This is a genomic window from Streptomyces zingiberis, from assembly GCF_012034935.1.
Classification (GTDB): domain Bacteria; phylum Actinomycetota; class Actinomycetes; order Streptomycetales; family Streptomycetaceae; genus Streptomyces; species Streptomyces zingiberis.
Map to the genome: position 1 here is coordinate 45,177 of NZ_JAATEN010000021.1, position 23,696 is coordinate 68,872.

A 23,696-nucleotide genomic window follows, 5' to 3' on the forward strand; every position below is an offset into this window, starting at 1 on the left:
GCCGGGCCGCCCCAGCGGCCGGCCCCCGAGCGGTCCCCGGCGTTCACCGGGCACCCACCAGCACCTCGTCGAGGCCCCCGCCGGCCCGCCAGCCGGCCAGCAGTTCGTGGAAGGCGACGGGACCGGCTCCGTAGCTGGTGGCGGCCCGGCGGGGCATCCCCTCGTTGTTGTAGTACCCGGGGGTGCATTCGGCCTGGAAGGCATGCTGGTCGGCGGCCGTGGCCCGGATGGTCTCCACCCAGGTGTCCTGGGCTTCGCGCGTGGGCTCGACCCATCGGGCGCCCCGCTCCCGGGCGGCAGCGACGATCTCGGCGATGTGTGTGGCCTGCTCGTCCAGGGTGTGGGTGAAGTTGACACTCGCCGCGTTCTGCAGGGAGCCCATCTGGAACAGGTTCGGGAAGCCGTGCGTGGTCAGGCCGTGCAGGGTCCGGGGTCCCTGGGCCCACGCCTCGCGCAGCGAGACGCCGTCCCGCCCGTAGGCGGGCAGGAGTCCGGCGGTGACGCCCGAGACGCCCACCGCGAAACCGGTGGCGAAGACCAGGCAGTCGACCTCGTACGTGGTATCGCCCACGACCACCCCGGTCCCGGTGAACCGTTCCACCCCGTGGGTGTCGGCGGTGTCGACCAGGGTGACGTTCGGCCGGTTGAAGGTCTCCAGGTAGGTGTCGCTGAAACCGGGCCGCTTGCACATGTACCGGTACCAGGGTTTGAGCAGTTCGGCGGTCTCCGGGTCCTTGACGGTGCCGGCCACGCGGGTGCGCAGCTCGTGCATCTTCCGGTGGTCGGCGAGTTCGTAGGCCCGTTCGCGTTCGGCTTCCGGCTCGTGGCGGTAGGCGTCCGTGGCGATGAGCTTCTGCTGGAGGCGGGCGGTGCTGGTCCAGCCGTCGGCCACCAGGTCCTCCTCCGCGCTTCCGCCGGTGACCAGGGTGAGGAAGTTCTCCCGCCGCCGGCGGTGCCATCCCGGGGCGAGGGAAGCGGCCCACCCGGGGTCGGTGGGACGGTTGGCACGCACGTCGACCGTGGATGGGGTGCGCTGGAAAACGTAGAGGTGACGGGCGGAGGCGCCGAGGTGCGGTACGCACTGCAGGGCGGTGGCGCCGGTGCCGATGACGCCGACCCGCTTGTCGGCGAGGCCGCTGAGGTTCCCATCCGCGTCCCCGCCCGTGTACGCGTAGTCCCAGCGGCTGGTGTGGAAGGTGTGCCCACGGAAGGTCTCGATCCCCGGCAGGGCCGGGAGCTTGGGCTCGCTGAGCGTCCCGGTGGCGGTGACGACGTAGCGGGCGGTGATCTGGTCGCCGCGGTCGGTGGTGACCAGCCACCGTGACCGTCCCTCGTCCCAGCGCAGTTCGGTCACCCGGGTGCGGAACAGGGCCTGTTCGTAGAGGCCGAAGGTGTGTCCGACGGCGCGGGCGTGGTGGCGGATCTCCTCTCCTGGCGCGTACTTCCAGCCCGGCATGGTGCCGGTCTCCTCCAGCAGCGGGAGATAGACGTAGGACTCGATATCGCAGTGGATGCCGGGGTAGCGGTTCCAGTACCAGGTGCCGCCGAAGTCGGAGCCCTTCTCGATCACCCGGACCGACGCCACGCCGCGCTGCCGCAGCCGGGCGGCGGTGAGCAGCCCGCCGAAACCGCCGCCGACCACGACGGCCTCGATGTCGTCGGCCAGCGGCGGCCGGTCGCCGTCCCCTTCGGCGTAGGGGTCCTCGTCCCAGTAGCCGAACGCTCCGGTGAGCCGGGCGTATTGGGCGTTGCCGTCGGGCCGGAGCCGGCGGTCGCGCTCCTGGCGGTAGCGGGCACGGACCGCGTCCAGGTCGAGTCCGGTGGCATCGGGGGACGGTCCGGCCGGGGCCGTTGGGGTCGCCGGTGCGGGGGAGTGGGATGCGGACATGTGGATTTCCTCCAGGGAGCTGGGGGCGGGGCCGGGCCACCGAGGGCGTGGTAGGCCTGGGCGCGGCCGCGTGAGGGGAAGAGAACCGGGCTGGGACGAGTGGAAGCCGCCGGGAGTGGGGGCGAGGTGGTCGCGCCGGTACGAGGTCTGCCGGGTCAGGCGTCCGCCGGGGCACGGGTCACCGTGGCGGGGCTTCACGCTCGGCCCGGCTCCCGCGCTCCCGGCTGCGCCCTTCTCACCTTGGTGCTCCGCACCGTCCCGGGCGCCGTCCGCGGCCGGGATCGCCATGGCGATCAGGGTGGCGATCAGGGCCGCCGCGCCGCCGACTGCGAGACCGGTACGGCGTCCGGTCTCGGAGGGGAGTGTCTGTGTCCCCGGCGTGGTGGTCGGCTGCGCGAGCACCGCTCCCACCAGGGCCCACCGAGCCGACGGTCAGGGGGACGGTGCAGGCCAGCAGCAGGGGGCGCTTCCCCAGCAGGTCGCCCAGCCGGCCGGCGACCACCACGCAGACCGCCGCGACGAGCAGGGTCACGGTGATCACCCAGGAGGCGTTCGTCCGGGAGGTGCCCAGCGGGTCCGGCAGGCGCGGGAGTAGCGGTGTGACCGGTGTCTGGGTTGGTGTGGCGGTGATGCCGGCCGGCGCGAGCGTGGTGACGACCCGTCCGGGACGGAAGGTGGGGGGTGTGGCGGTGGTCATGGTGGGGGCACCTCGAAGGGGTCGGTCAGCACGGACCACGGCCGGTGGGGCGGCCGGCGGGGCCCGGGGCGCCCGGTGAGGGCAGTGGTGTGCATCGTACATGTGATGTGCATCGTGCATATCGATCTCCCGGTGGGCGGGTGTGCGACGATGGCCGAGCACGAAGCGGGAGGCAGTCTCATGGGCGGGCCGGTCAGGCCGACGCGTGACGTCGAGTACGAGCAGATGCTTCTCAGCCGGCACACGGAAATGCACCGGCGCGGCGGCCGCCGTCACGACAGTTCGCTGGAGCGCAGCGCCTATGTCCTGCTGAGCCGGCTCCGGGTGCAGGGGCCGATGTCGATCAGCGAGCTGAGTGAGGCCTTCGGTCTGGACGCCTCGACGCTCAACCGCCAGACCGCCGCCGTGGTCCGCGCCGGCCTGGCGGAGCGCATCCCGGACCCGGGTGGCGGAATGGCGAGGAAGTTCCGGCTCACCGAGGAGGGTGAGCGCCAGCTCGACATCGAGCGCCGCTGGATCGTCGACGGTCTGGACGTGGTCATGACCGCGTGGTCCGACGAGGACATCGCGGCCTTCGCCGGCTATCTGCGCCGGTTCAACACCGACATCGAGCGCATCACCGGCCGTCCCTGGCCCCGCCCCACCCCGGACGGGAAGCCCCCGCGCGCCTGACCGGGTCCGCGAGGCGCGAGGCCGGTCCTTGTGGGGAGTGGGTTGGGGGGAGACTTCCAGGCCCGGGCCGTCGCGGGGGAGCCCCGGACGGCCTGGACGGCGTCCGGGCCCGGGGTGTCATCTCCGCGCGGGAGCCCGTCCGCTGCCGGCCTCCGGTATGACGCCGGTGCGCCGGGGGCCGGTCCTCGCCGGGGCCGGGCCGGTGGTGCCGGGCGTCGCCGCTCCGTCAGCCGGGGGCGCGGAACTTCGTTCAGGCGCCTCCGGCGGCCGGGAGGGCGTACAGCCCGGGCAGGTTCACCACCACGGCTTCCTGCGTGGAGCGGGCGATGACCACCACGGCCTCCTCGGACGGGTCGGGGTTCTCCTCCCGGTGCGGCACGAACGGCGGGACGAAGACGTAGTCACCCGGGCCGGTGCGCAGGCGGATCTCCTCCGGGCGCTCACCCGAGCCGTCCAGGAAGACGAACTCGGGGTGCCCGCTCACGACGTAGATGGCGGTCTCGGACGCGCCGTGGTGATGGTCCGAACTGGCGGTCGCCGGGGCGACATGGGTCTGGCCCATCCACAGCTTCTCCGAGCCCACGGTCCCGCCGCTGATCGCGGCGAACCGGCGCATCCCCCCGGTCTGGGCCGTGTCCCCGTCCAGCGCGTCGGCGCGGATGTGGTGCAGGCGCGTCCGCAGCGGCGCCGCCGTGAGGTCCGGGGCATGGTCGAGGTGGGGGTGGAAGCCCTCACCGGCGGTGGTCGGCGACTCGGTCATGGCGAGGACGCTAGGCGGCGGCCGGAAAAGATGTCAAGAGGTGTCCTATGTCGTTCACCTGCGGCATTGTTGCCGCAACGGTGCCGCAACAGAGCGATGCGCGGACCGGGCCCCGCCGGTGCGGCGACCGCTTCCGGCATGATGGGCGGATGCATATCTCCGCGAAGGCGGACTACGCCACGCGGGCTCTGCTGGAGCTCGCCTCTCATCCGGACCGCCCGCTGTCCTGCGAGGCCATGGCCTCCTCGCAGGACATCCCGTTCCGGTTCCTCAAGTCCGTGGTGGGCGAGTTGCGCAAGGCGGGGCTGGTGCGCAGTCAGCGGGGTTGCGAGGGGGGTTACTGGCTCGGCCGTCCGGCCGCCGAGATCACCTTGCTGGAGGTGGTGCGCGCCGTCGACGGCGCGCTGATCACCCTGCGCGGTCAGACGCTGGGCGGACTCGCCTATCCCGGCGCGGCGGAGCCGCTGCCCGGGGTGTGGCGGCGGGTGGAGGCCGAGGCGGCGGCCGTCCTCGGCGCGGTGACCCTCGCCTCGCTGGGGGAGGCGGCGGACTCCCGCGACCGGCCGGTCCCGGAGGGGATCGCGTGACGGCCGCCCGGCGGCCGACGGTGGAGATGGTGGAGTACACCGATCCGCTCTGCCCGTGGTCCTGGGGGTCCGAGCCGGTCTTCCGGCTGCTGCGCGCGGCGCTGGCCGGCCGGGTGCGCCGGCGCCGGGTCTACTGCGTCCTGTTCGATCCCGGCGAGGACGATCCTCCGCCCGACCCGGCCGCCGAGACGGCGTGGTACGCCCGGTACGTGGCGGAGGTCACCGGGCACACCGGCGCGCCCCGGGCGGAGCGGCTGAGCCGGGTCGCGGCGAGTTCCTGGCCGTCCTCCCTCCTCGCCAAGGCGGCCGAGTCGCAGGGGGAGGAGGTGGCCGACCGGGTGCTGCGCAGGCTGCGGGAGACGGTCTCCGTGCTCGGGGAACCGGCCGACACCCCGGCGTCGGCGGAGGCCGCGGTCGCCGGTGTGCCCGGGCTGGACCTCGCGCGGCTGTCGGCCGACGCGGCGTCCGGCGCGGTGCTGGAACGGGTGCGCGCCGATCACGCGGAGGCGCGCAGTCCGGTGCCTGACGTCCTGTCGGTGGCGGGCGGCTCGCCGCATCCGGGCGCCGCCAGGGAGACCCCGGACGGCGGATACCGGTACGCCCTGCCCACGGTGCTCTTCCGTGGCCCGGGCGGGCACCGCGCGGTGCCGGGCCGCCGAGCGTTCGAGGAGTACGCGGCCGCTCTCGACGCGTTCGGCCCGGGGCTGCTCCGCCGTCCCCGGCGGCTTCCGGCGGCTGAGGCGCTGCGGCGCCACCGCACGCTGTCCGATCCGGAGCGCCGGCTGCTCACGGAGGGGCGGTGGCCGCCGCCGGGAGCCGTCCGGCTGGAGACGGGCAACGGTCCCCTGTGGCTGCACCCGGAGGAGGCCGCGGTGCATCCGGCAACCCGGCGACTTCCCTCCTCCGCCCGGTGAAACGCCACTGACCAGGGAAGGTGTTCCGTCCCGCCCAATGAGACACCGATAGGTGTCCATTGACAGCCGGTGAGAACTGCCCCCAGGATGTCCGGCATGCACACGACGCACCCCGGCGTGCTGTGCCGCTACGTGGACCTGCGGCGCACCTGTAGCGCCCTCTGTCGCTGACCGGATCTCTCCGGCGGCATCCCCGCGCGGCCGTCTCCACGCCACAGTGCCCCCGATGGGGCCCGGCGCCCGGCGCCCCCGGCGGATGTGTCCGCTTCTCCGCGCCCTTCCCTCCTCCGTGGCCACCACCGGCCCGCCCTGAGGGGGTCCGCCGCCACCGGTGACGTCCTCCGGGCCCGGCCCGGTGTGCCCCCTCTCGTCCCCGGCTTTCCGTACCGCCCTGGCCTGCGCACCGGCCGTCGTAGCCCGGTGGCGCCGTCCGGTGCGCGCCCTCCCCCTGTTCCGAGCCCGTGCCGCTGCTGCGGTCCGTGCTGTCCGAGAAAGACAGATATGGCAATCATGTCGATGGAAAACCGTCCTCGCCGTGCCCGGCGCCGTCTCCGCACCGCCGGCCGCCGGCCTCACACCGCGCTGGGTGTCGCCCTCGCCGCCGTACTCGTCCCCGCCCTCAGCGGCTGCGGGGGTGACGCCGCCTCGGCCGGGACGGCCACCCTGAAGTGGACCTCCTCCTACTTCCCGGCCCACTGGGACCCCGTCGTCTCCGGCAGCGGCGCCCAGTTCCGCGAACTGGCGCTGGTGTACGCCGCCCTGACCCGCGTCGACGAGAACGGCGAGGCGGTGCCGGACCTCGCGGAGAGCTGGGATTACAACGACAAGGGCGACGCCGTCACCTTCCACCTCCGCAAGGGGCTGACCTTCAGCGACGGTGAACCGGTCGACGGGGCCGCCGTCAAGGCGGCCGTCGAACGGGCCAAGGAGCAGAAGGACTCCGCCCTCTTCGGCGACCTCACCTCCATCAAGTCGGTCGAGGCCGACGGGCTCGACGCGACCGTTCACCTGACCCAGGTCGACTACCAGATACCCCAGCTCCTCGGCTCGCGCGTGCTGCAGATCGCCAGCCCGAAGGCGGCCGGCTCCCCGGCGGAACTCGACCGCAACCCGGTCGGCGCGGGCCCGTTCGTCGTCGAGCAACTGGTGCCGGGCACCAAGGCCGTGCTGCGGAAGAACCCCGACTACTGGGACGCGGGGAACATCCACATCGACGCCGTGGAACTCACCTCGGCACCGGATGCCTCCACCGTCGTCTCCGGACTGCGCACCGGTGTCTACAACTTCGCCGACATCGAGCCCAGCCAGGCCGCGGCGGCGAAGAAGGCCGGCCTGGACGTCTTCGTCCAGCCGGGGTTCAACGCGGCCAACATCAGCCTCAACGTCAACAAGGCGCCCTTCAAGGACGACAGGGTCGTCGACGCCGTCCGGCACGCCGTCAACCGCCAGGAGTTTGTCGACAAACTGACCTTCGGCTACGGGGAGGCCACCGACCAGCCGTTCCCGAAGGGATACGTGGCCTACGACCCGGAATCCGAGAACGCCTACCCCTACGACCCGGAGAAGTCCCGCGAACTGCTCGCCGAGGCGGGATACCGGCCCGGTGAACTCAAGCTGAACCTGGTCATCCCCGCCGAGGACCCCCAGGCCGAGATCGTCCAGTCCCAGCTGGGCAAGGCCGGCATCACGGTCACCATCAAGATCGACAAGAACTGGGCCACGCCGTTCTTCGCGAAGGACCTGACGTTCTCGCTGTACAGCACCACCGGCCGGGACTCCGCTGCGCAGACGCTCACCGCGCACTTCGGCCCGGACGGCCCGCTGAACCTCAGCTCGCCCTACCAGCCGGAGGGGTTCGGCAAGGCCGTGGCCGAGGTCCGCCGGACGCCGCTGGACGCACCGGAGTACCCCCGGGTGCTCCAGCGCGCCACCCGGGCCGGCCTGGAGAGCAAGGCGCTGGTCTTCACCTACTCCGCGCCCAACCTCATCGCCAAGAGCCCGTCGGTCTCCGATCTGCCGAAGAACCCGGCCCACATCAACTGGACCGGCGTGACCGTCGACGGTGCCCGATGACCCCCGCCCGCTCCCCGCACCGAGAGGCGGGAGCCCTCCCATGACCACCACCGAGGCGCCGGTCCGGTCCGTCCACCACCACGGACGGGCCGGGGGGCGGACGTGGCACGGTCCGGCCCGTGCCCTGACGGTCCTGGCCCGGACGGTCGCGATCTTCGTACCCGTCTTCCTGGCCGCCACTTTCGTGACGTTCGCGCTGCGGTCGCTGAGCGGACTCAGCCCCGCGCGGCTCCAGCTGGGGGAGCAGGCGACCCCCGAGGCGATCGCGCGGGTGGAGGCCGAGTGGGGACTCGACCGGCCCTTCCTGGTCCAGTACGCCGACTGGTTCGGCGGTGTCGTCCAGGGGCAGTTCGGCGCGAGCTGGTCCAACGGCGCCGACGTCGCCACCCTCATCGGGCTGGGCCTGGGCGTGAGCCTGTCGGTCGCGGCGCTCGCGCTGCTGATCGGCGTGACCGTGGGCTTCGTCCTGGGCACGGTGGCCGCGCTGCTGAGGACCAGTGCGGTGGACCGCGCGATCACCGGTTTCGTCACGGTCGTCTCCGTGATGCCGGCCTTCGTCATCGGCATCGTGCTGGTCTCCGTCTTCGCGGTGGGGCTCGGCCTCTTCCCCTCCGCCGGTTACGTCCCGGCGGAGCAGGGGATCGGCCGCTGGCTCGCGCACATCACGCTGCCCGCGGTCGCGCTCAGTCTCGACGTCGTCGCCGATGTCGCCCGGCAGTTGCGCACCAGCCTCATCGCGGCCTACCACGAGAACTACGTGACCGGCGCGGTGGCGCGCGGGCTCAGCCCACGCCGCGTCTTCTTCGGCCATGTGCTGCGCAACGGCCTGGGACCGGCGCTCGCCACGCTCGGCCTGAAGTTCCCCGCCCTGGTCGGGGCCTCGGTGATCACCGAGTGGATCTTCGGCCTGCAGGGGTTCGGCCGGTTCGCCGCCGCGGCCGCGGAGGTCGGCGACGTCCCCGCCGTGCAGGGCGTCCTCGTGGTGTCGATCGTCCTGGTCGTCACCTTCAACCTGATCGTCAACCTGGTGCTCGCGCGCGTCACGCCCGCGTCCCAGCGGGGGGTGTGAACCGTGGTGCGCCGAGTGCTCGCCCTCACGTCCGGCAGGATCGCCGTCGCCGTCCTCGCCGTGATCGCCCTGCTCGCCGTCCTCGGTCCGGCGCTCGCGCCGCAGGACCCGCTGGCCACCGGGGACAGCCCGCTCGCCGGCTTCTCGGCCGGGCACTGGCTGGGAACGGACCACCTCGGCCGGGACGTGTTCAGCCGGCTGCTGGACGGATCCCGCGTCAGCGTGCTCGGCTCCCTCGAAGTGGCGCTGACCGCCCTGGTGGTGGGGGTGGTCCCGGGGATCCTGTCGGTGTATCTCGGCCGGGCCTTCGAATGGATCACCCTGCGGGTCGTCGACACGCTCGTCGCGCTGCCGTTCCTGCTGTTCGCCGTCGCCGTCATCGCCCTGCTCGGCAACGGCATCACCCAGGCCATGCTCGTCACCGGGGTTCTCGTCTCGCCGCTGTTCTACCGTGTCTCACGCGCCGCCACGCTCGTCGTCGCCCGGTCGCCGTACGTGGAGGCCGCCCTCGTCTCGGGCGCCTCGGTGGGCTGGATCGTGCGCCACCACGTCTGGGCCAAGGTGCTGCCGCCGATCGCCGTCGCGCTCGCCCAGACCATCGGCACCGGCTTCGTCATCGTCTCCAGCCTGACCTTCCTCGGCATCGGCGTGCAGCCACCCGAGCCCACCTGGGGCGGCCTGCTCGCCTCCGACCTCGGCTACCTCGACCAGCGCCCCTGGGCCCCACTGCTCCCCGCGCTGCTGATCACCGTCACCGTGTGGGCGTGCAACCTGCTCGCCGACGCGATCCGCGACGTGTCCGGCGAGGCCGGCCGGGCTCTCGCCGACGAGCGCCGGGCCGGCCGGCGCCGGAGTGAACCCACCCCCGCCGGAGGCACGCGATGACATCCCTGACACCCCTCTCGGAACACCGCCCCGCCGAGGCGCCGCGCACGGAGCCGTCCGGCGACCGGGGAGCGCCGGTGCTCTCCCTCCGGGACCTGCGCATCACCGACCGGGTGACCGGGCGGGACACCGTCCACGGCGTCGACTTCACCCTCGCCGCCGGCGAGACCCTCGGCATCGTCGGGGAGTCGGGCAGCGGCAAAACCCTCACCTGCCGCGCGGCCCTGGGCATCCTGCCGCCGCGCTTCGAGGTGACCGGCGGCTCCGTCGAGATCGCCGGTACCGACATCACGACCCTGACGCCCCGCGCCTGGACGGAGCTGCGCGCCTCCACCATCAGCGCCGTCTTCCAGGACCCGGCCTCCTACCTCAATCCCTCGATCCGGGTGGGAGCCCAGATCGCCGAGGTGCTCCGGGTCAAGAAGGGGCTGAAGAGGAGGGAGGCGCGCGACGGGGCCGTCGAACTCCTGGCCGCCGTGCATCTGCGGGACCCCGAACTCGTCCACGGCCAGTACCCCTACGAGCTGTCCGGCGGCATGCTCCAGCGGGTCCTGATCGCCACCGCGATCGCCGCCGGTCCCCGGATCCTCATCGCCGACGAGGCCACCACGGCCCTCGACGTCACCGTGCAGGCCGAGATCCTCGACCTGCTCGCCGAACTGCGGGACCGCACCGGCATGGCGCTCGTCGTGGTCTCCCACGATCTCGCCGTCGTCGCCCAGCTGTGCGACCAGGTCCTCGTCCTGCGGCGGGGAGAAGTGGTCGAACAGGGGCCCACCGCGCGGGTGCTTCACCACCCGCGACACACGTACACCCGTCTGCTCGTCACCGAGCACGAAGAGTATGGCCTGGAGAAGTTCCTGCGGCCCGAGGAGGACGCGTGACCACCGGCAGCCCCACCGACAGCCCGGCCGGCACCCCCGCCGGCGGCCCGGTGCCCCCGGCGGACGTGCCGGGCCGCGCCCCGGCCGTCCCGGTGCTCGCCGTCACCGGCCTCGACGTCCACCACGGCCGTCGCCGCCGGCGCCGCCCCGTCCTCCACGGGGTCTCCCTCACCGTCGCGCCCGGCGAGACTCTCGGGCTCATCGGGGAGACCGGCTCGGGCAAGACCACCCTGGCCCGGGCCGTGCTCGGACTGGTCCGCCCCTCCGCCGGCTCCATCACCCTCGCCGGGGAGGAGGTGAGCACCCACGGCGCCCGCCAGTGGCGCGCCCTGCGGCGGCGCGGCATCGTGCAGTACGTCTTCCAGGACCCGCTGCGCAGTCTCGACCCGGATCTGACCGTCGAGCGCTCCCTGGCCGAGCCGCTGCTCGTGGGGGGCGTCCCCCGCGCCGAGGCCGCCACCCGGATCCGGGCCGTCCTGGCCCGTGTCCGGCTGGAGGAGGACCTGCTCGGCCGGGTGCCGGGGGAGCTCTCCGGCGGTCAGCGCCAGCGGGCCGCCGTGGCCCGCGCGCTGGTCACCGAACCCCGGCTGGTCATCCTCGACGAACCCGTCAGCGCCCTGGACTCCGCCCACCGCGTCCAGATCCTGCGGATCCTCAAGGAACTCCGGGCCGCCGGGGTGGCGCTCCTGTTCATCTCCCACGACCTCGGATCCGTCGCGGGGAGCGCCGACCGCATCGCGGTACTCCACCGCGGCGAACTGGTCGAGAGCGGCACCGCCCGCGACGTCATCACCCGGCCCCGCCACCCCTACACCCGGCTGCTCGTCGGCTCCGCGCCCACCCTGCGGGGCGCGCCGGCCGACCGCGCCGCGCGTGACGCGCTCCGCGCACTGCTACCCGCCTGAACCCCGAGCGGCACACCGCCACCACCGTCAGGAGAAGAGAACCATGTCGTCCCGCAAGCTCCATCTCGCGCTGCACCCCTACGGCGTCGGCGGCCCCGGCCAGCACGGCCTGTGGAAGGACCCGCGCGTCGCCAAGAACTCCAGCATCGACATCAACTACTACATCCGGCAGGCGAAGGCGGCCGAACACGCCCTGTTCGACGCGCTGTTCATCGTCGACAGCCAGTTCATCAACGCCACCTACCCGGCGCACTACCTCAACCGCCTCGAACCGCTCACCCTGCTGTCGGCCGTCGCCACCCACACCCGTCACCTGGGCCTGGTCGGCACGGCGAGTTCCACCTACAACTCGCCGTTCAACCTCGCCCGCCGCTTCGCCTCGCTGGACCACATCAGCGGGGGACGGGCCGGCTGGAACGTCGTCACCAGCTTCGACACCGGCACCGCGAAGAACTTCGGCCTCGACGAGCACCTCGACTACGCGACGCGCTACGGCCGCGCCCTGGAGTTCGTCGAGGTGGCCCGCGGCCTGTGGGACTCCTACGAGGACGACGCCTTCCCGGCGGATGCCGAGCGGGGGATCTTCCTCGACCCGGACAGGCTGCACGAGTTGCGCCACGAGGGTGAGCACTTCACCGTCGCCGGTCCGCTCAACATCTCCCGCTCGCCGCAGGGGCAGCCGGTGATCTTCCAGGCCGGGGTCTCCGAGGAGGGCCGGGACCTCGCCGCCCGGGTCGCGGAGGGAATCTACGCCCCCGGTGGATCCCTGGAGCAGGCCCAGGAGTACTACGCCGACATCAAGAGGCGCACCGCCGCCCACGGCCGCGACCCCGACCACATCAAGATCTTCATCCATGGCGGCCCGGTCGTCGCCGCGACGGACGAGGCGGCCCGGCGCAGGGAGCGCGAGATCCACGAGGAGGACAACGACCTCGGGCGCAACCTCGCCCTCCTCGGCCGTTCGTTCGGCGCCTACGACTTCAGCCGTCACGATCTGGACGCCCCGTTCCCCGACGTGGCCCACCTCGCGGAGAAGGGAGGACGGACCGCCGCTGCCAAGATCGTCGAGCGGGCCGCCGCCGAGAGGCTGACGCTCCGCCAGGTCGCGGAGACGGTCGGCGCCTTCCGCCGCTCACCGTTCGTGGGATCGCCGGACACGGTGACGGACGCGATCGAACGGTGGTTCCACGCCGGGGCCTTCGACGGCATCAATCTGGCCTTCCGTACCGACGAGGAGCTGGAACTCTTCGTCGAGGGGGTCGTTCCGCGCCTCCAGAAACGCGGATTGTTCCGCACCGCGTACGAGGCCGACACCCTGCGCGGCCATCTCGGGCTGCCGGTTCCGGTCAACCGCCACACCCGTGAGCGGCAGGCCGCAGGCCGGTGACAGCCCATCAGCCGTACCACGGGAGGGGACAGCGCCCGATGACCGCGCGGCCGGCACGGCAGCCCGGCTTCCCCTCCAGGCCGCCGGCCACGCACCCCACTCCGGGATCGGCCACCCCCGTTCCCCACCCACCACCGGGCCGGCCACGGCCGGGCCGCCGCCCGCGCCCGCCGCTCACCCCGGCAGACAGGAGTCCGATGTGACCCGGTACACCGACCACCACGGCCCCGCGGGGCCACGCACCCGGGGAACGATCGTCGTGGTGCCGGGGCGCGGGGAGAGCCGGGTGACGTACACCCGCCTCGGCAAGCGCCTCGCAGCCGACGCCTACCGCGTCCGGGTGACCGACGCCCCGGACCTCGACCCGGGCGACCTGGCCGGTTCCCTCCGCCGCTTCGGTGCCGCGCTCACCCACGCGGTGGAGGGGACCGCCGCGGAGGACGGAGTGGTTCACCCGGTGGTCCTGCTGGGCGCCGACACCTCGGCCGCCGCGATCGCCGCCCTCCTCGGCGGGCCGGAACCACCCGCCACCCACCTGGCCGACGCGGTCGTCCTGGCCGGGCTGCCCGGCACCCGCCCGGCCCCCGCCACCGGGGGCGACTGGGACCAGGAGCTCGCCGTTCGCACCGCCTGCCCGGCCCACCGCGCCACCCTCACCGGGGACGCCGGTGTGCGGCGCGGCGCGCTCGACGGGGCGGCGCCGTCCGCCCTCCTCGCGGCGGCCCACGGCAGCGCGGTGAGCGTCCCCGCCCTGCTCCTCGTCGGTGACGCCGACCCCCTCGCGGACCGGGAGGCGCTCGGCGGGGTGGCCGGGGCGTGGGGGAGGGCCCGCCTGTCGGTGGTCCGGGGCGCCCGCCACGACGTCCTCAACGACCTCCAGCACCGCTCGGTGGCCGCCGAGATCGTCACCTTCCTCGAAACCCTCCGCGACGGGCTCGTCCCGGTGGTCGCCGTGGAATCCACCTCCTGGTAACGGCCGCGGCCCGGGAGTTCCGCCGCCGGCGGGGCTCCACCGCGCCCATCCCTGCCCGCCACACCTCCCCACTCGGAAGGCATCTGCCATGGCCAAGGTTCTCTCCGTCTCCGGAAGCCCGTCCGCCACCTCCCGCACCGCGCGCCTGCTGCGCCACCTCGACCAGCGCCTGACCGCCCAGGGACACGAGGTGGTGCCCCTCGACGTCCGGACGCTCCCCGCCGAGGCGCTGCTGGGTGCGGACTTCGGCCATCCGGCGATCACGGAGGCCGCTGCCCGCTTCGCGTGGGCCGACGGGGTGGTGGTCGGCACCCCCGTCTACAAGGCCGCCTACTCGGGCCTGCTGAAGTCCCTCCTGGATCTCCTGCCGCAGTACGCGCTGGCCGGGAAGACCGTGCTGCCGCTGGCCACCGGCGGCACCACGGCCCACGTCCTGGCGATCGACTACGCCCTGCGGCCGGTGCTCAGCTCGATGGGCGCCGCGCACATCGTGCAGGGCTGGTTCACGCTCGACCGGGACATCACCGCGGGCGCGGACGGCGGCCTGGCCGTCGCGGCGGACACCGCCGACGCACTCGCCCAGGTCACGGACCGTTTCTCCGCCGCCCTCGGCGGCCGCGCCCCCGCCCTGGCGGCCACCGGCTGAACCTCCGCGCGGCGGCCGGTGGATCACATGGCCGGGGCCGGGTCTCCTTCGGCCCGCGCCGGCCGGCCGCCGTCGGCGGGCGGTGCCGATGCCGATGCCGATGCCGGGACGAAGCGCTCGCCATGGCTGATCACGACAGGGCCCCCGGTACAGGCGGAGCGCGCTCTCCAGCCTGCCGGCACCCTTCGCGCCTGTCACAAGCGGCGTGCAAGATCCTCTCGCGCGTTCCCCTGCCCCCGCTCTTCTCCTGTTCCTCGGCTCCTTACGGGGCCACTAGTACACCGTGCTAGAGTCTCGCTAACACGGTGTACTAGTGCTGTCGCGGCTGACGGCTGGAGCGCCGATCGCTGATCCGGCCAGGAGAAAGGCACATGAACGCGATGACCACACCCAGTTGGCTCCTCACGCCCGCCCCGCCGCGCAACGTGCGCGCCGTACCCGGGGGGGTGGCCTACCACCGCGTTCTCGCCGGCGAGAAGCGCCGCATCGGACGCGGCATTCTGGCGATCGTCCTGCTGCTGGCCGGACTCGTCATCTTCCCCACCGTCATCGGCAGGGCGCTCGCCCCCCTCGACCAGCGGATGGGCAACACCCCGCCCATCATCGGCGGCGACGACTACACCCCGCTCTTCCATGCCGGCTCGATGATTTCACTCGCCCTGCTCCTCCCGTGGAGCATGCTCATCCAGCGCTGGCTCTACGGCGTGCCCGGCGCCGCGCTGCACTCGGTGACCTCCCGGTTCCGATTCGACCTGTTCGGCAAGGCGCTTCTCGTGTTCGGCCCTGTCTGGGCGGCGGTGACCCTGTTCGGTCTGCTGGCCCCGAGTACCGAGGTGGCCTGGTCGCACTACGACCTCGTCGGCCTCTTCGTCGCCACCCTCCTCCTCACACCACTACAGACAACGGGAGAGGAATACGGTGTCCACGGGTTGATCTTCCGCGTCATCGGCAGCTGGACCCGCAGCTCACGAGCGGGAGTCGTCGCCGGAGTACTCGTGTCGAGTGTGCTGTTCACGGCTGTGCACGGTTCCACCGACCTCTACATCAACATCTGGTACTTCGTACTGTGGAGCTGCCTGGCGATCATCACCTGGCGCACCGGGGGCCTGGAGATCGCGATCGTCCTCCACGCCGTTCTCAATACGGGCCTCCTGCTCGGCACGTTGCTGCTCCGCGTCGACCTGGGCGGGCAACTCTCCGACCGGTCTTCCGGAGTCGGTTCCCCCACCCTGCTCGTTCCGGCCCTCGCCCTCATCGTGATCACCGCGATCATCTGGTGGTGCACGCGCACAACGGGGCCCGTGCTGAGCCCGACGTCTCCCTCCGGAGCGCGCCGCGAACCGTCCCTGGTTCGGTAGGGATCCCCATTGCTGGGTGTGAGCCGGGGTTGCTTGCGAGGCCGTCGGGGGTTGTCCCGGTCGACGTCGGCGGTGGCGAACTCGACGTCGGACAGTGTCCTCCAGGGGCGCCGTGGCAGCGCGGCGGGACCGATGGTTCAGCGGCCGAGCATGGTCCTGCGCGCCGTCGCCCCGGCCCACCAGGCCATCCCCACCCCGACGAGCAGCGGCCACAGCAGCCCCACGGCGTCCGGCTCGGCCCCGCGCACCGGACCGTCCACCACCGTCAGGGCACCCAGCGCGACCAGCGGTCCCCGGACCTGCCACACCAGCGCCGCCAGCGGTCCCGTGTCACCCAGCGGTGTGGCCGAACCGACCATCAGATGCGCCGGCACGACGCCCCGGTACGCGCTCACCAGCGCGGCGCCGACCAGCGCGGGAACCAGGACGGGCAGCACCAGCAGCCGGTCCGACCACAGGCCGGCCACCGCGGCCACCGACCCGCCCAGGAGGAACAGCGTCAGCAGTCCGGCCGCGGGCACCACCCCGTGCCACAGCGCCAGCACCCGCGCGGGCCACGGCAGATGCGCCGAGCACCGGGCGTCGTCCGACTCCAGACGCGCCGGTTCCACCAGGTGCGCCGCGGCCAGATACCCCGAGGGCAGCGTCATCAGCACCACCGCGAGCGGTGCGCCGTCCAGGCACAGCGGTACCACGGCCACGGCCGCCCAGACCGCCGCCCACGCCGGCCGCCCCGGCGAGCGCAGCAGCGCGGTCGCGTCCCGCCACGGGACGAGCAGCCACCTTCGGCGCGGCAACGGCAGACGCACCGTGGGCCGCACGGTCCGGGAACTGGTGGCGCGGACGGCCGCCCGGGCCTGCCGCAGGTCCAGGGAGTACAGCGACGCCCGCACCCGCAGCGCGGTGTCCGCCTGGGCGCGCAGCACCCGGGCCGGGATCCGTGCCGCCGACTCGGCTCCCGCCCGGCCCGCGGCGGTCAGCACCAGGGCCGACAGCACGGCCCCGGCCCATCCTGCCCCCGCGGGCACCTCGCCCGCCACCGCCGCCGGCGGCAGCGTGGCCCATCCCCACGGCCCCGACCAGAGCACGGCCCACGTGGCCCAGGAGCCCACCACCGGCGCGGCGGCCGCGAGCAGCCAGAGAGCCGCCGCCACCGTCCACCCCGTCCGCCGGATCGAGGCCACGTGCCGCGACCCGGTGCCGCTGTGGCGCTGGACGGAGGTGGCCAGGGCCGTTCCGGCGAAGCCGGCCACCGCGCCCGCGCCCGCCCCCGCGCAGGTCGCGGCCCACCAGGACCCCGCCCCGAGAGCATGCAGCAGGAACCCGGCGACGGCGCCGGCAGCGGCCCCGATCACCGTGGCCGTCACCGACGCCGTGACGAAGCGGGGCAGCAGCAGGGCACGGCGGAGCACCGGCTGCGGCAGCAGCCACGACAACGCCGCCGGCTCCAGCAGGACGGGCCCCTGCCACCTGGCTCGCTCGGCCGGCAGCAGCACCACCGTCGCCAGCACGGCGGGCAGGACCGCCCGCAGCGCCGACGGCACGGCCTCGGCCACCGGACCCCGCAGCCGGCCGTCCGCGCCGGCCTGCGCCGCGGCGGCCAGCAGGGGAACACCCCAGATGGCGAACAGGAGCACCGTGCAGTACACCGTGTACACGGTGCTCCTGCGCCGCTCCGCTCGCCGTCCCGCCCGGACGATCCGGAGCCGGGCCAGAACCGCGCGGGTGTGGCGGGCGGCGCCGGGCTCCTCCGCGGCGCGCGCCGGCCGCCGTGCCGTCCACTCAGCCACCGGGCGCCCCCGCGACCAGCGTCCCCTCACCGGACACGGTGTGCACGGCGTCGGCCACGGCGTCGCACAGCCCCCGGTCGTGGGTGGCCAGGAGCACCGCCGTCCCCCGCTCCTTCGCGGAGCGCAGCCGCCCTGCCAGCCGGATCCGCGCGTCCGCGTCGAGCCGCTGCTCGGGCTCGTCCAGGAGGAGCAGCTCGGCGGGGCGGACGAAGGCCTGCGCCAGCGCCGTCAACTGGGACTGCCCGGAGGACAACTGGTGGGGGAGCGCGTCGGCGTGTCCGCCGAGACGGTGTTCGGCCAGCACCTCGTCCACGGTGTCGCCGGCCGCGTCGCCCAGTCCGTGCGCCAGGGCGACGAGCATCAGATGCTCACGGACGCTCAGGTCCGGATAGGACGCCGGGCTGTCCAGGACGGTGGCGACGGCGGTCCGGACGGTCCGGTCGTCCTCGGAGACGGCTCTGCCGCGCAGCGTGACCCTGCCCGACCGCGGTGACTCCCGGCCGGCGGCGAGCCGTAGCAGCGTCGACTTGCCCGAGCCGTTCGCGCCGAGCAGCGCGACGCACTCACCCGCGCCGACGGCCAGGCTCACCCCGTTGAGGACGGTGTGGCCGCCGTACCCATGGCGTACGTCCGTCAGTTCCAGCAGAACGCTCATGGGCGCGATGCTCCCGCACCGCGCGGGGGCCGCCGATCCGCTTGCCCCGCGTGCGGGGGAACGGAGAGCGGGGCGAGCGCCACCGGGGCGGCGTCGTGCCCTCGGCACCGGGTGGTCATGGGGCTACCTCTCCATGGCGGGCCGAGTGCCCGGCCCGGTGCCCGGCGGCGGACGGCCCGGCATCCGGGACGCGGTGGGAAACGCCTGGTCGCGGCTTCCCACATTCAGCTGTGCTCGGCGTACCGCCGGCGCCGCGCCCGTCGCCTTCGAAGCACCGGCACTACGACCGGAGGGCGGTATGGCTCCTACGCCGCCGTGAGGGCCACGAAGGCCGCCCACTCGGTGCGGCCGACGCGCAGCACCGGTCCACCGGCTGCGATGACCTTGGAGTCCCGTATGTAGACGGCGTGCCCACCGGTGGCCACCTCCACGCAGTCGCCGCCGCCGGACCCGCTGTGGCTGCTCTTGAACCAGCCCAGAACGCCCATGCTCTCGGATGCTCGCTCAACGCTCATGTCTCTCCCACCAGCCGTTCGATGAGCCGAGCAGACTCGACAGCGTTCAGAGCCTGCGACCGCAGCTTGCCATACAGCAAGCCGAAGGCGCTGACCTCTGCGGGATCCTGGACGACGCACCCGACTTCCTGGCATTCGATGTATCCGAGATGCCGATGCTCCTTGGTCTCCAGCACCACGAACGGACCGTTCGGACCGGAGTGGAACCCCGGCCCGGCAGGCATCACCTGCACCTCGGCATTGCGCAGCGCTCCGGCCTCCACGCGATGCGGCCATTGGCCGCGCGCGTTCCGCTGCGTCACGCAGTGGGACCAGGTGCGGAGGGCCGCTTGGTGATGTCCCGTCGGGAGATGGCCTCTGCCATCTCGTCGAGGGCGGTGCGCAGGGAGGCACCGTACGCACCCTGGGGGAGGTGGGGGGCGTGCTCTTGGGCTGTGTTGATGTGCTCGGTAGCCGCGTTGAAGGACCCGAGGCGACGGTAGTCGTCGGCCAGGTTGAGGTGGAGGGAGGGGTAGAACCCCGCGATGTGGAGACTGGCGTGGTGCTCCTGGGCTCGCTGTTCGGTCACGGCGACGGCAGCGTCCAGGGCCCGGACATCCCAGGCAAGGGCTCGGGCGGGATCGTCGTAGAGGTCCGCCAGGTAGTGGGCGAGTGAGCAACGGTGCAGCGGGTCCCCGGTGACGCCGATCTCCGACCACAGGTTCAGGAGCTTGTGGCGGGCGGACAGGACGTCGCCCGCTCGGCCTGTGACGACGGCTTGGCCGATGGCTTCCATGGTCGGGTCGGGGCTGGCAGGTGTGGTGGTCATGAGGTTCCTCGCCGTCGTTCACTCAGGCTGAGTGGTCGGACTTGATGGGCATGGCAAGGGTGGTCAGATCGCCGCAGTCGGCGGAGCGGATGGTGACGGGCTGATCGTGTCCCCTCAGATCGAGCATCACGTCGGGGCCGATCGCCGTGCTCACGGCGGGATAGAGCGTGGTCATCTCGAACTGGACCTGGAGGGTCCGGCCGGTCACCGTGGTAGAGAGCGGGATTCTGGGGTGTTCGTCGTTCGGGGGCCGGACGCTCAGGCCGTGATCGGTGATGTGCAGGACGACGTGTTCGCCGGGGTGCTCTTCCAGAACCCGCAGTAGCAGGTTCTTCGAGACGGTCGCGCGGGTGGTGGCCTCGTTCAGGGACGCGAGCATCAGACGGTGGTCGGGGAACTCCTCGGACAGCGTCCGGCAGTGCAGGCCCTCCCGCTCGGGCATGCGCAGCCAGATCCCGTGCGGCACCGCTTCGATGCGGATCAGCGCACTGCGCCGGACGTCGGCCAACGCAGCCCGGAGGTCATCGCTGTCGACGGTACCGGCCCAGGTCAGCCCCGCTGGGCGCGCCGGTACCAGAGTCCGAGTGGAGAGCCGGTACCGGTCGGTCGCCGTCAGCGCGATCGCCTTGTCACTCACCTCGATGCGCAGGCCGGCGAGCACCGCCATCGCTGGCTCGTACGCGGTCGCGGTCAGAACCTGCTCGACTGCATCCGCGAGCACGGGGCCCTTCAACGTGGCGATCAGCAGACCGGGCACGTTGCCGACGAGCGCAGACTTGATGGCCGCGGCCTTCCGCCGCGCTGCCGCCGCATCCTCTTCGATCTTGGCGACATGCTCATCGAGCAGCCGTACCGCCTCGTTCGCCTCGGTGGCAAGGACCGCCTCGACCGTGGCCAGCGGCATGGCGATCTCGCGGAGCCGGCGCAGCGTGGTCGCCCGCTCCACCTGCGCGGCGGCGTAGTAGCGGTAGCCCGTGGCCGGGTCTACGTCGGCAGGAGGCAGCAGCCCGGAGTCGGCGTAGAACCGCAACGCGCTGGAGGTCAGGCCACTGCGCTGGGCAAAGACACCGATGGGCATCAGCTCGGAATTCGGCACCGCGCCATCATCGAGCTTCAACCAACTTGAAGGTCAACATCGACGTCGTGCCTCACCAACGCCATGGCCGGCAACACCTGGTCCGTCAGGCGTACGGGCATCAGCAGTGAGCAACTCCTCGTTGCGGGGGCGAAGGATCGCGAGTGGTGCCGTGGGAGCGCTCGGCTCCGGGAGCAGCCCGTCCCCGGCCGCGGCGCCGACCCCCGTCCCTGCGGTGAGCCCACGCAACAGGAACTCGCGGTTCACGGGCACGTCGTGCTGGTGTTGTCGTCCCCCTCGGGCCGTACTCGAACCACCGGTTACCGGTCCGTCGTTCGAAAGGGGGCGAGGCCTGTGGGCTCACGCCGTCAAGATGCCGGTCCGGTGGGGACCCGGCAGGGCGTTACCCCATCAAGCGCGGGACGGGACGATCGCCCGCCGCCTGCGGCGATCCCTTCGGTGACGCTCGACGGGGGCAGGCCCGTCGGTCGGACCACGATCCGGGAGAGCCTGTTGTTCGGCTCGCGTGGTGGTGTCGCCCGCCCCTACTCGGCGGTGAGGGCCACGAAGGCCGCCCACTCGGTGCGGCCGACGCGCAGCACCGGTCCGCCCGCCGCCATGGCCTTGGAGTCCCGTAGGTAGACGGCGTCCCCACCGGTGGCCACCTCCACGCAGTCGCCGCCGTCCGATCCGCTGTGGCTGCTCTTGAACCAGCGCAACTCGTGCCGGTGATCGGGCACCTGCTCCACGCTCATGTCTTTCCCACCATCCGCTCGATGAGCCGCGCGGACTCCTCGACGTTCAGGGCCTGTGACCGCAGCTTGCCATACCGCAAACCGAAGGCGCTGACCTCGGCGGGCTCCGAGACGACGCATCCGACCCCCTGGGACTCGAAGTATCCGAGGTGCCGGTGCTCGCGTGACTCCATCACCACGAACGCGCCGTTCTTGCCCGGATGCGCGCGCCCGGTCCGTCCTACGCCGGGGTGGACGGACGCGGGGAGCGGAGCACGAGGAGGGTGATCTCGCTGGGGGCGAAGACGCGGAAGGGCGGGCCCCAGAAGCCGGTGCCGCGGCTGGTGTAGAGGCGGGTGCGGGCGCCGTGGTGGCTGAGGCCCGCGAGGGCGGGCTGGTCGAGGCCGACCAGGTGGTGGAAGGGCCAGATCTGGCCGCCGTGGGTGTGGCCGGAGAGCTGGAGGTCGACACCGGCGGCCGCCGCCCGGTCGACGAACTTGGGCTGGTGGGCCAGGAGCAGGACGGGCAGCTCGGGGTCGGCGCCCTCCAGGGCTCCGGCGAGGTGGGCGCGGTGGCCCGGCAGGCCGGAGGACCCGGCGGTGACGTCGTCCACGCCGGCGACCACGAGGGTGTCGCCCCCGCGTTCGAGCAGCAGATGGCGGTTGCGGAGCGGTTCCCAGCCCAGCTCGTCCATCAGCTCGACCCAGCCCTGGGCCTCGCTGTAGTACTCGTGGTTGCCGGTGACGTACACCCGGGCCCGGCGCGCCCGAACCGTGCCGAGGGGGGCGGCCTGGGCGCGGCGGCGTTCGGCCGTGCCGTCCGCGATGTCGCCGGTGTGGCAGACGAGGTCGGCGTCGAGGGTGTTCACCGTCTCGCACACCCGTGCCGACCAGCGGGCGCGGTCGAGGGGGCCGTAGTGGGTGTCGGTGATCAGGGCGACGCGCAGACCGTCCAGCCCGGCGCCCAGGCGCGGGAGTTCCACGTCGAGCCGGCGTACGCGGGGCACGCGGCGCGCCTCGGTGTACCCCCAGACGAGCAGGGCGGCGGTGACGGCGAGGACGGCCCAGGTGACGATCCGGGCCCGGTCCTGGCTCTCACCGGCACCGGCCAGGGCCAGGGCCGGGCGCACGAGGACCGCGATCAGCACGGACCAGGTGAACAGGATCCAGCTCGCGCCCAGCAGGGTGTCACCGATGACCGCCGCCCCGTCCTGCTGGCGCCGGCCGTGGCCGCGCGCCATCGCGAGCGGCATGCCGACGAGGCCGAGGACGAACAGGGCGGTGCCGGCGAGCGTGACGGGCGGCGGCCAGTGCTGGCCGCCGTACAGGAGCACCCAGCAGGGCACGGCCCACAGCAGGACGGGAGCGATCAGGGGGAGGAAGCGCATGAGGCGGTGCAGCAGCCGGCCCGGCCGCGCGGCGTGCGCCTCCGCCTCCGCCTCGTCGGGCCGGGTGTCGCTGGTGTCGGTCACGTGTCCCCTCCCTGACCGGGCTGCCGTCCTTCGCCCAATGTATCCGGTCGCCCCCTGGGGTGGCGGGGCCGGAGTCCACGGCTTCCCGCTCGGCGGCCATGGCTCCCTCGTGACCCGGCGATCGTGCCCGGGCGCGGTGGTGGCGCCGTCCGGGCCGGGAGGCCTCAGCCGGGGAGGCCCCGGCGGCCGTGAGCGGTCATGCGGTGCCGCCCGGCGTCCCCGGTGACCGCGCGATCTCCTGTTCGGCGGCTTCGATGACGGCCAGGACGGCGGCGGCCGCCGCCGCGGGGTCGCGGGCCTCGACCGCTCGCACGACGGCGCGGTGACGTGGCAGCGAGGCCTCCACCGCGCCGGGGGTCCGGGTGCTGACACGGAAACTGTGTTCCAGCGCGATGCCGACGGCGCGGCCCAGGGAGCCGAGGAGACGGTTGCCGCCGGCGTCGAGCAGGGCGCGGTGGAAGGCGATGTCCGCCTCGACATAGCCGCGACGGCCGGGTTCCGCCGCCGCTGCCTCCATGGCCGCCAGGGATTCGTACAGGGCCCGCACATCGCCGGGGCCGGCCCGCTCGGCGGCCAGGCGCGCCGCCGCGGGCTCGACGATCCGCCGCAGTTCACCGGTGTCGCGCAGCAGCGCCGCGGCGTCCCCGGTCTGTTTCCAGCGCAGCACGTCACGGTCCAGGTGGTTCCAGTGCTCCGGGGGCAGCACGCGCGTGCCGGTCCGCGGGCGTACCCGCAGCATGCCCTTGGCCACCAGCGCCTTGACCGCCTCCCGCACCACCCCGCGGCTGACGCCGATCTCGGCGGCGAGCGCGTCCTCGACCGGCAGCGGATCCCCCGGCTCCCACGCGCCGCCCACGACGCGCCGCCCGAGTTCGTCGACCACGCGCTGATGTGTGGTCAGGAAGTGCGCCACGATCTTCGCTCGCCCCCTGGACGCCATTCATCGAATC

24 protein-coding genes and 1 pseudogene are annotated in these 23,696 nt (G+C 73.2%); 12 read left to right on the plus strand and 13 right to left on the minus strand.

The window, feature by feature from the left end; translation table 11 throughout:
• Positions 1-43: 43 nt before the first annotated feature.
• Entirely contained in the window at positions 44-1,888 is a 1,845-nt protein-coding gene (locus HCK00_RS21900; protein ID WP_168103740.1) for a flavin-containing monooxygenase, read from the minus strand.
• Positions 1,889-2,306: 418 nt separating this feature from the next.
• Positions 2,307-2,585, minus strand: a pseudogene (locus HCK00_RS27865) (MFS transporter); the annotation flags it as partial.
• A 180-nt stretch (positions 2,586-2,765) separates the two neighbouring features.
• Between HCK00_RS27865 and HCK00_RS21905 the strand changes: the two are divergent.
• On the plus strand, positions 2,766-3,257 hold the full coding sequence (locus tag HCK00_RS21905) for a MarR family winged helix-turn-helix transcriptional regulator (RefSeq protein ID WP_168103799.1): 492 nt from the start codon (positions 2,766-2,768) through the stop codon (positions 3,255-3,257).
• Between the two features lie 250 nt (positions 3,258-3,507).
• On the opposite strand, the gene HCK00_RS21910 is transcribed toward HCK00_RS21905, so the two are convergent.
• Entirely contained in the window at positions 3,508-4,017 is a 510-nt protein-coding gene (locus HCK00_RS21910; protein ID WP_168103741.1) for a cupin domain-containing protein, read from the minus strand.
• Between the two features lie 149 nt (positions 4,018-4,166).
• On the opposite strand from HCK00_RS21910, the gene HCK00_RS21915 reads away from it, so the two are divergent.
• From HCK00_RS21915 to HCK00_RS21965, 11 genes are all read left to right on the plus strand, one after another.
• Entirely contained in the window at positions 4,167-4,604 is a 438-nt protein-coding gene (locus HCK00_RS21915) for an RrF2 family transcriptional regulator (RefSeq protein ID WP_168103742.1), read from the plus strand.
• A gap of 26 nt (positions 4,605-4,630) precedes the next feature.
• Positions 4,631-5,518 (plus strand): DsbA family oxidoreductase, encoded by an 888-nt coding sequence (locus HCK00_RS21920; RefSeq protein WP_168103800.1) that lies wholly within the window; start codon positions 4,631-4,633, stop codon positions 5,516-5,518.
• Between the two features lie 516 nt (positions 5,519-6,034).
• Positions 6,035-7,591: an ABC transporter substrate-binding protein gene (locus HCK00_RS21925; protein WP_168103743.1), complete on the plus strand. Its 1,557-nt coding sequence runs from the start codon at positions 6,035-6,037 to the stop codon at positions 7,589-7,591.
• 40 nt (positions 7,592-7,631) lie between these two features.
• The gene (locus HCK00_RS21930; protein ID WP_168103744.1) at positions 7,632-8,660 is read left to right on the plus strand and encodes an ABC transporter permease; all 1,029 of its coding nucleotides are present in this window, start codon (positions 7,632-7,634) and stop codon (positions 8,658-8,660) included.
• 3 nt (positions 8,661-8,663) lie between these two features.
• Positions 8,664-9,545 (plus strand): ABC transporter permease, encoded by an 882-nt coding sequence (locus tag HCK00_RS21935; RefSeq protein WP_168103745.1) that lies wholly within the window; start codon positions 8,664-8,666, stop codon positions 9,543-9,545.
• The gene (locus HCK00_RS21940; RefSeq protein ID WP_168103746.1) at positions 9,542-10,429 is read left to right on the plus strand and encodes an ABC transporter ATP-binding protein; all 888 of its coding nucleotides are present in this window, start codon (positions 9,542-9,544) and stop codon (positions 10,427-10,429) included. Before HCK00_RS21935 ends, HCK00_RS21940 begins: the two co-directional genes overlap by 4 nt.
• Positions 10,430-10,479: 50 nt before the next feature.
• Positions 10,480-11,334 carry an ABC transporter ATP-binding protein gene (locus HCK00_RS21945; protein WP_168103801.1) on the plus strand — a complete coding sequence of 285 codons (855 nt, stop codon included), beginning with the start codon at positions 10,480-10,482 and terminating at the stop codon, positions 11,332-11,334.
• A 43-nt stretch (positions 11,335-11,377) separates the two neighbouring features.
• Positions 11,378-12,721 carry an LLM class flavin-dependent oxidoreductase gene (locus HCK00_RS21950; protein ID WP_168103747.1) on the plus strand — a complete coding sequence of 448 codons (1,344 nt, stop codon included), beginning with the start codon at positions 11,378-11,380 and terminating at the stop codon, positions 12,719-12,721.
• 199 nt (positions 12,722-12,920) lie between these two features.
• Positions 12,921-13,694, plus strand: a complete 774-nt coding sequence (locus HCK00_RS21955; protein WP_168103748.1) for an alpha/beta hydrolase — start codon at positions 12,921-12,923, stop codon at positions 13,692-13,694.
• Between the two features lie 88 nt (positions 13,695-13,782).
• Positions 13,783-14,340 carry an NADPH-dependent FMN reductase gene (gene ssuE / locus HCK00_RS21960; RefSeq protein ID WP_168103749.1) on the plus strand — a complete coding sequence of 186 codons (558 nt, stop codon included), beginning with the start codon at positions 13,783-13,785 and terminating at the stop codon, positions 14,338-14,340.
• A gap of 371 nt (positions 14,341-14,711) precedes the next feature.
• The gene (locus HCK00_RS21965) at positions 14,712-15,698 is read left to right on the plus strand and encodes a CPBP family intramembrane glutamic endopeptidase (RefSeq protein WP_168103750.1); all 987 of its coding nucleotides are present in this window, start codon (positions 14,712-14,714) and stop codon (positions 15,696-15,698) included.
• A gap of 137 nt (positions 15,699-15,835) precedes the next feature.
• Here the strand turns inward: HCK00_RS21965 and HCK00_RS21970 are convergent, their stop codons facing one another.
• The 10 genes from HCK00_RS21970 to HCK00_RS22015 all read right to left on the minus strand — a co-directional run bounded on the left by HCK00_RS21970 (position 15,836) and on the right by HCK00_RS22015 (position 23,686).
• Positions 15,836-17,356: a DUF6297 family protein gene (locus HCK00_RS21970; RefSeq protein ID WP_168103751.1), complete on the minus strand. Its 1,521-nt coding sequence runs from the start codon at positions 17,354-17,356 to the stop codon at positions 15,836-15,838.
• 124 nt (positions 17,357-17,480) lie between these two features.
• A complete protein-coding gene (locus HCK00_RS21975) occupies positions 17,481-18,143 on the minus strand; it encodes an ABC transporter ATP-binding protein (protein ID WP_168103752.1) in 663 nt (220 codons plus the stop codon).
• Positions 18,144-18,448: 305 nt separating this feature from the next.
• A complete protein-coding gene (locus HCK00_RS21980) occupies positions 18,449-18,658 on the minus strand; it encodes a DUF397 domain-containing protein (RefSeq protein WP_168103753.1) in 210 nt (69 codons plus the stop codon).
• Positions 18,655-18,960 carry a Scr1 family TA system antitoxin-like transcriptional regulator gene (locus HCK00_RS21985; RefSeq protein ID WP_311765426.1) on the minus strand — a complete coding sequence of 102 codons (306 nt, stop codon included), beginning with the start codon at positions 18,958-18,960 and terminating at the stop codon, positions 18,655-18,657. Before HCK00_RS21985 ends, HCK00_RS21980 begins: the two co-directional genes overlap by 4 nt.
• Positions 18,957-19,466 (minus strand): hypothetical protein, encoded by a 510-nt coding sequence (locus tag HCK00_RS21990; RefSeq protein WP_168103754.1) that lies wholly within the window; start codon positions 19,464-19,466, stop codon positions 18,957-18,959. Before HCK00_RS21990 ends, HCK00_RS21985 begins: the two co-directional genes overlap by 4 nt.
• Positions 19,467-19,488: 22 nt before the next feature.
• Positions 19,489-20,562 carry a DNA polymerase III subunit beta family protein gene (locus tag HCK00_RS21995; RefSeq protein WP_168103802.1) on the minus strand — a complete coding sequence of 358 codons (1,074 nt, stop codon included), beginning with the start codon at positions 20,560-20,562 and terminating at the stop codon, positions 19,489-19,491.
• Positions 20,563-21,086: 524 nt separating this feature from the next.
• The gene (locus tag HCK00_RS22000; protein ID WP_168103755.1) at positions 21,087-21,296 is read right to left on the minus strand and encodes a DUF397 domain-containing protein; all 210 of its coding nucleotides are present in this window, start codon (positions 21,294-21,296) and stop codon (positions 21,087-21,089) included.
• Positions 21,293-21,601: a Scr1 family TA system antitoxin-like transcriptional regulator gene (locus tag HCK00_RS22005; protein WP_375781997.1), complete on the minus strand. Its 309-nt coding sequence runs from the start codon at positions 21,599-21,601 to the stop codon at positions 21,293-21,295. The genes HCK00_RS22000 and HCK00_RS22005 overlap by 4 nt, the downstream gene beginning before the upstream one ends.
• A complete protein-coding gene (locus HCK00_RS22010) occupies positions 21,517-22,746 on the minus strand; it encodes a metallophosphoesterase (protein WP_168103756.1) in 1,230 nt (409 codons plus the stop codon). The genes HCK00_RS22005 and HCK00_RS22010 overlap by 85 nt, the downstream gene beginning before the upstream one ends.
• Before the next feature lie 196 nt (positions 22,747-22,942).
• The gene (locus HCK00_RS22015) at positions 22,943-23,686 is read right to left on the minus strand and encodes a FadR/GntR family transcriptional regulator (protein ID WP_168103757.1); all 744 of its coding nucleotides are present in this window, start codon (positions 23,684-23,686) and stop codon (positions 22,943-22,945) included.
• Positions 23,687-23,696 lie beyond the last annotated feature (10 nt).

Excerpts from the sequence above, each read along its gene's own strand:
- HCK00_RS21900 (WP_168103740.1), bottom strand. The coding sequence starts at position 1,888 with ATGTCCGCATCCCACTCCCCCGCACCGGCGACCCCAACGGCCCCGGCC.
- HCK00_RS21905 (WP_168103799.1), top strand. The coding sequence starts at position 2,766 with ATGGGCGGGCCGGTCAGGCCGACGCGTGACGTCGAGTACGAGCAGATG.
- HCK00_RS21910 (WP_168103741.1), bottom strand. The coding sequence starts at position 4,017 with ATGACCGAGTCGCCGACCACCGCCGGTGAGGGCTTCCACCCCCACCTC.
- HCK00_RS21915 (WP_168103742.1), top strand. The coding sequence starts at position 4,167 with ATGCATATCTCCGCGAAGGCGGACTACGCCACGCGGGCTCTGCTGGAG.
- HCK00_RS21920 (WP_168103800.1), top strand. The coding sequence starts at position 4,631 with ATGGTGGAGTACACCGATCCGCTCTGCCCGTGGTCCTGGGGGTCCGAG.
- HCK00_RS21925 (WP_168103743.1), top strand. The coding sequence starts at position 6,035 with ATGGAAAACCGTCCTCGCCGTGCCCGGCGCCGTCTCCGCACCGCCGGC.
- HCK00_RS21930 (WP_168103744.1), top strand. The coding sequence starts at position 7,632 with ATGACCACCACCGAGGCGCCGGTCCGGTCCGTCCACCACCACGGACGG.
- HCK00_RS21940 (WP_168103746.1), top strand. The coding sequence starts at position 9,542 with ATGACATCCCTGACACCCCTCTCGGAACACCGCCCCGCCGAGGCGCCG.
- HCK00_RS21950 (WP_168103747.1), top strand. The coding sequence starts at position 11,378 with ATGTCGTCCCGCAAGCTCCATCTCGCGCTGCACCCCTACGGCGTCGGC.
- ssuE (WP_168103749.1), top strand. The coding sequence starts at position 13,783 with ATGGCCAAGGTTCTCTCCGTCTCCGGAAGCCCGTCCGCCACCTCCCGC.
- HCK00_RS21965 (WP_168103750.1), top strand. The coding sequence starts at position 14,712 with ATGAACGCGATGACCACACCCAGTTGGCTCCTCACGCCCGCCCCGCCG.
- HCK00_RS21975 (WP_168103752.1), bottom strand. The coding sequence starts at position 18,143 with ATGAGCGTTCTGCTGGAACTGACGGACGTACGCCATGGGTACGGCGGC.
- HCK00_RS21980 (WP_168103753.1), bottom strand. The coding sequence starts at position 18,658 with ATGAGCGTTGAGCGAGCATCCGAGAGCATGGGCGTTCTGGGCTGGTTC.
- HCK00_RS21990 (WP_168103754.1), bottom strand. The coding sequence starts at position 19,466 with ATGACCACCACACCTGCCAGCCCCGACCCGACCATGGAAGCCATCGGC.
- HCK00_RS22000 (WP_168103755.1), bottom strand. The coding sequence starts at position 21,296 with ATGAGCGTGGAGCAGGTGCCCGATCACCGGCACGAGTTGCGCTGGTTC.
- HCK00_RS22015 (WP_168103757.1), bottom strand. The coding sequence starts at position 23,686 with ATGGCGTCCAGGGGGCGAGCGAAGATCGTGGCGCACTTCCTGACCACA.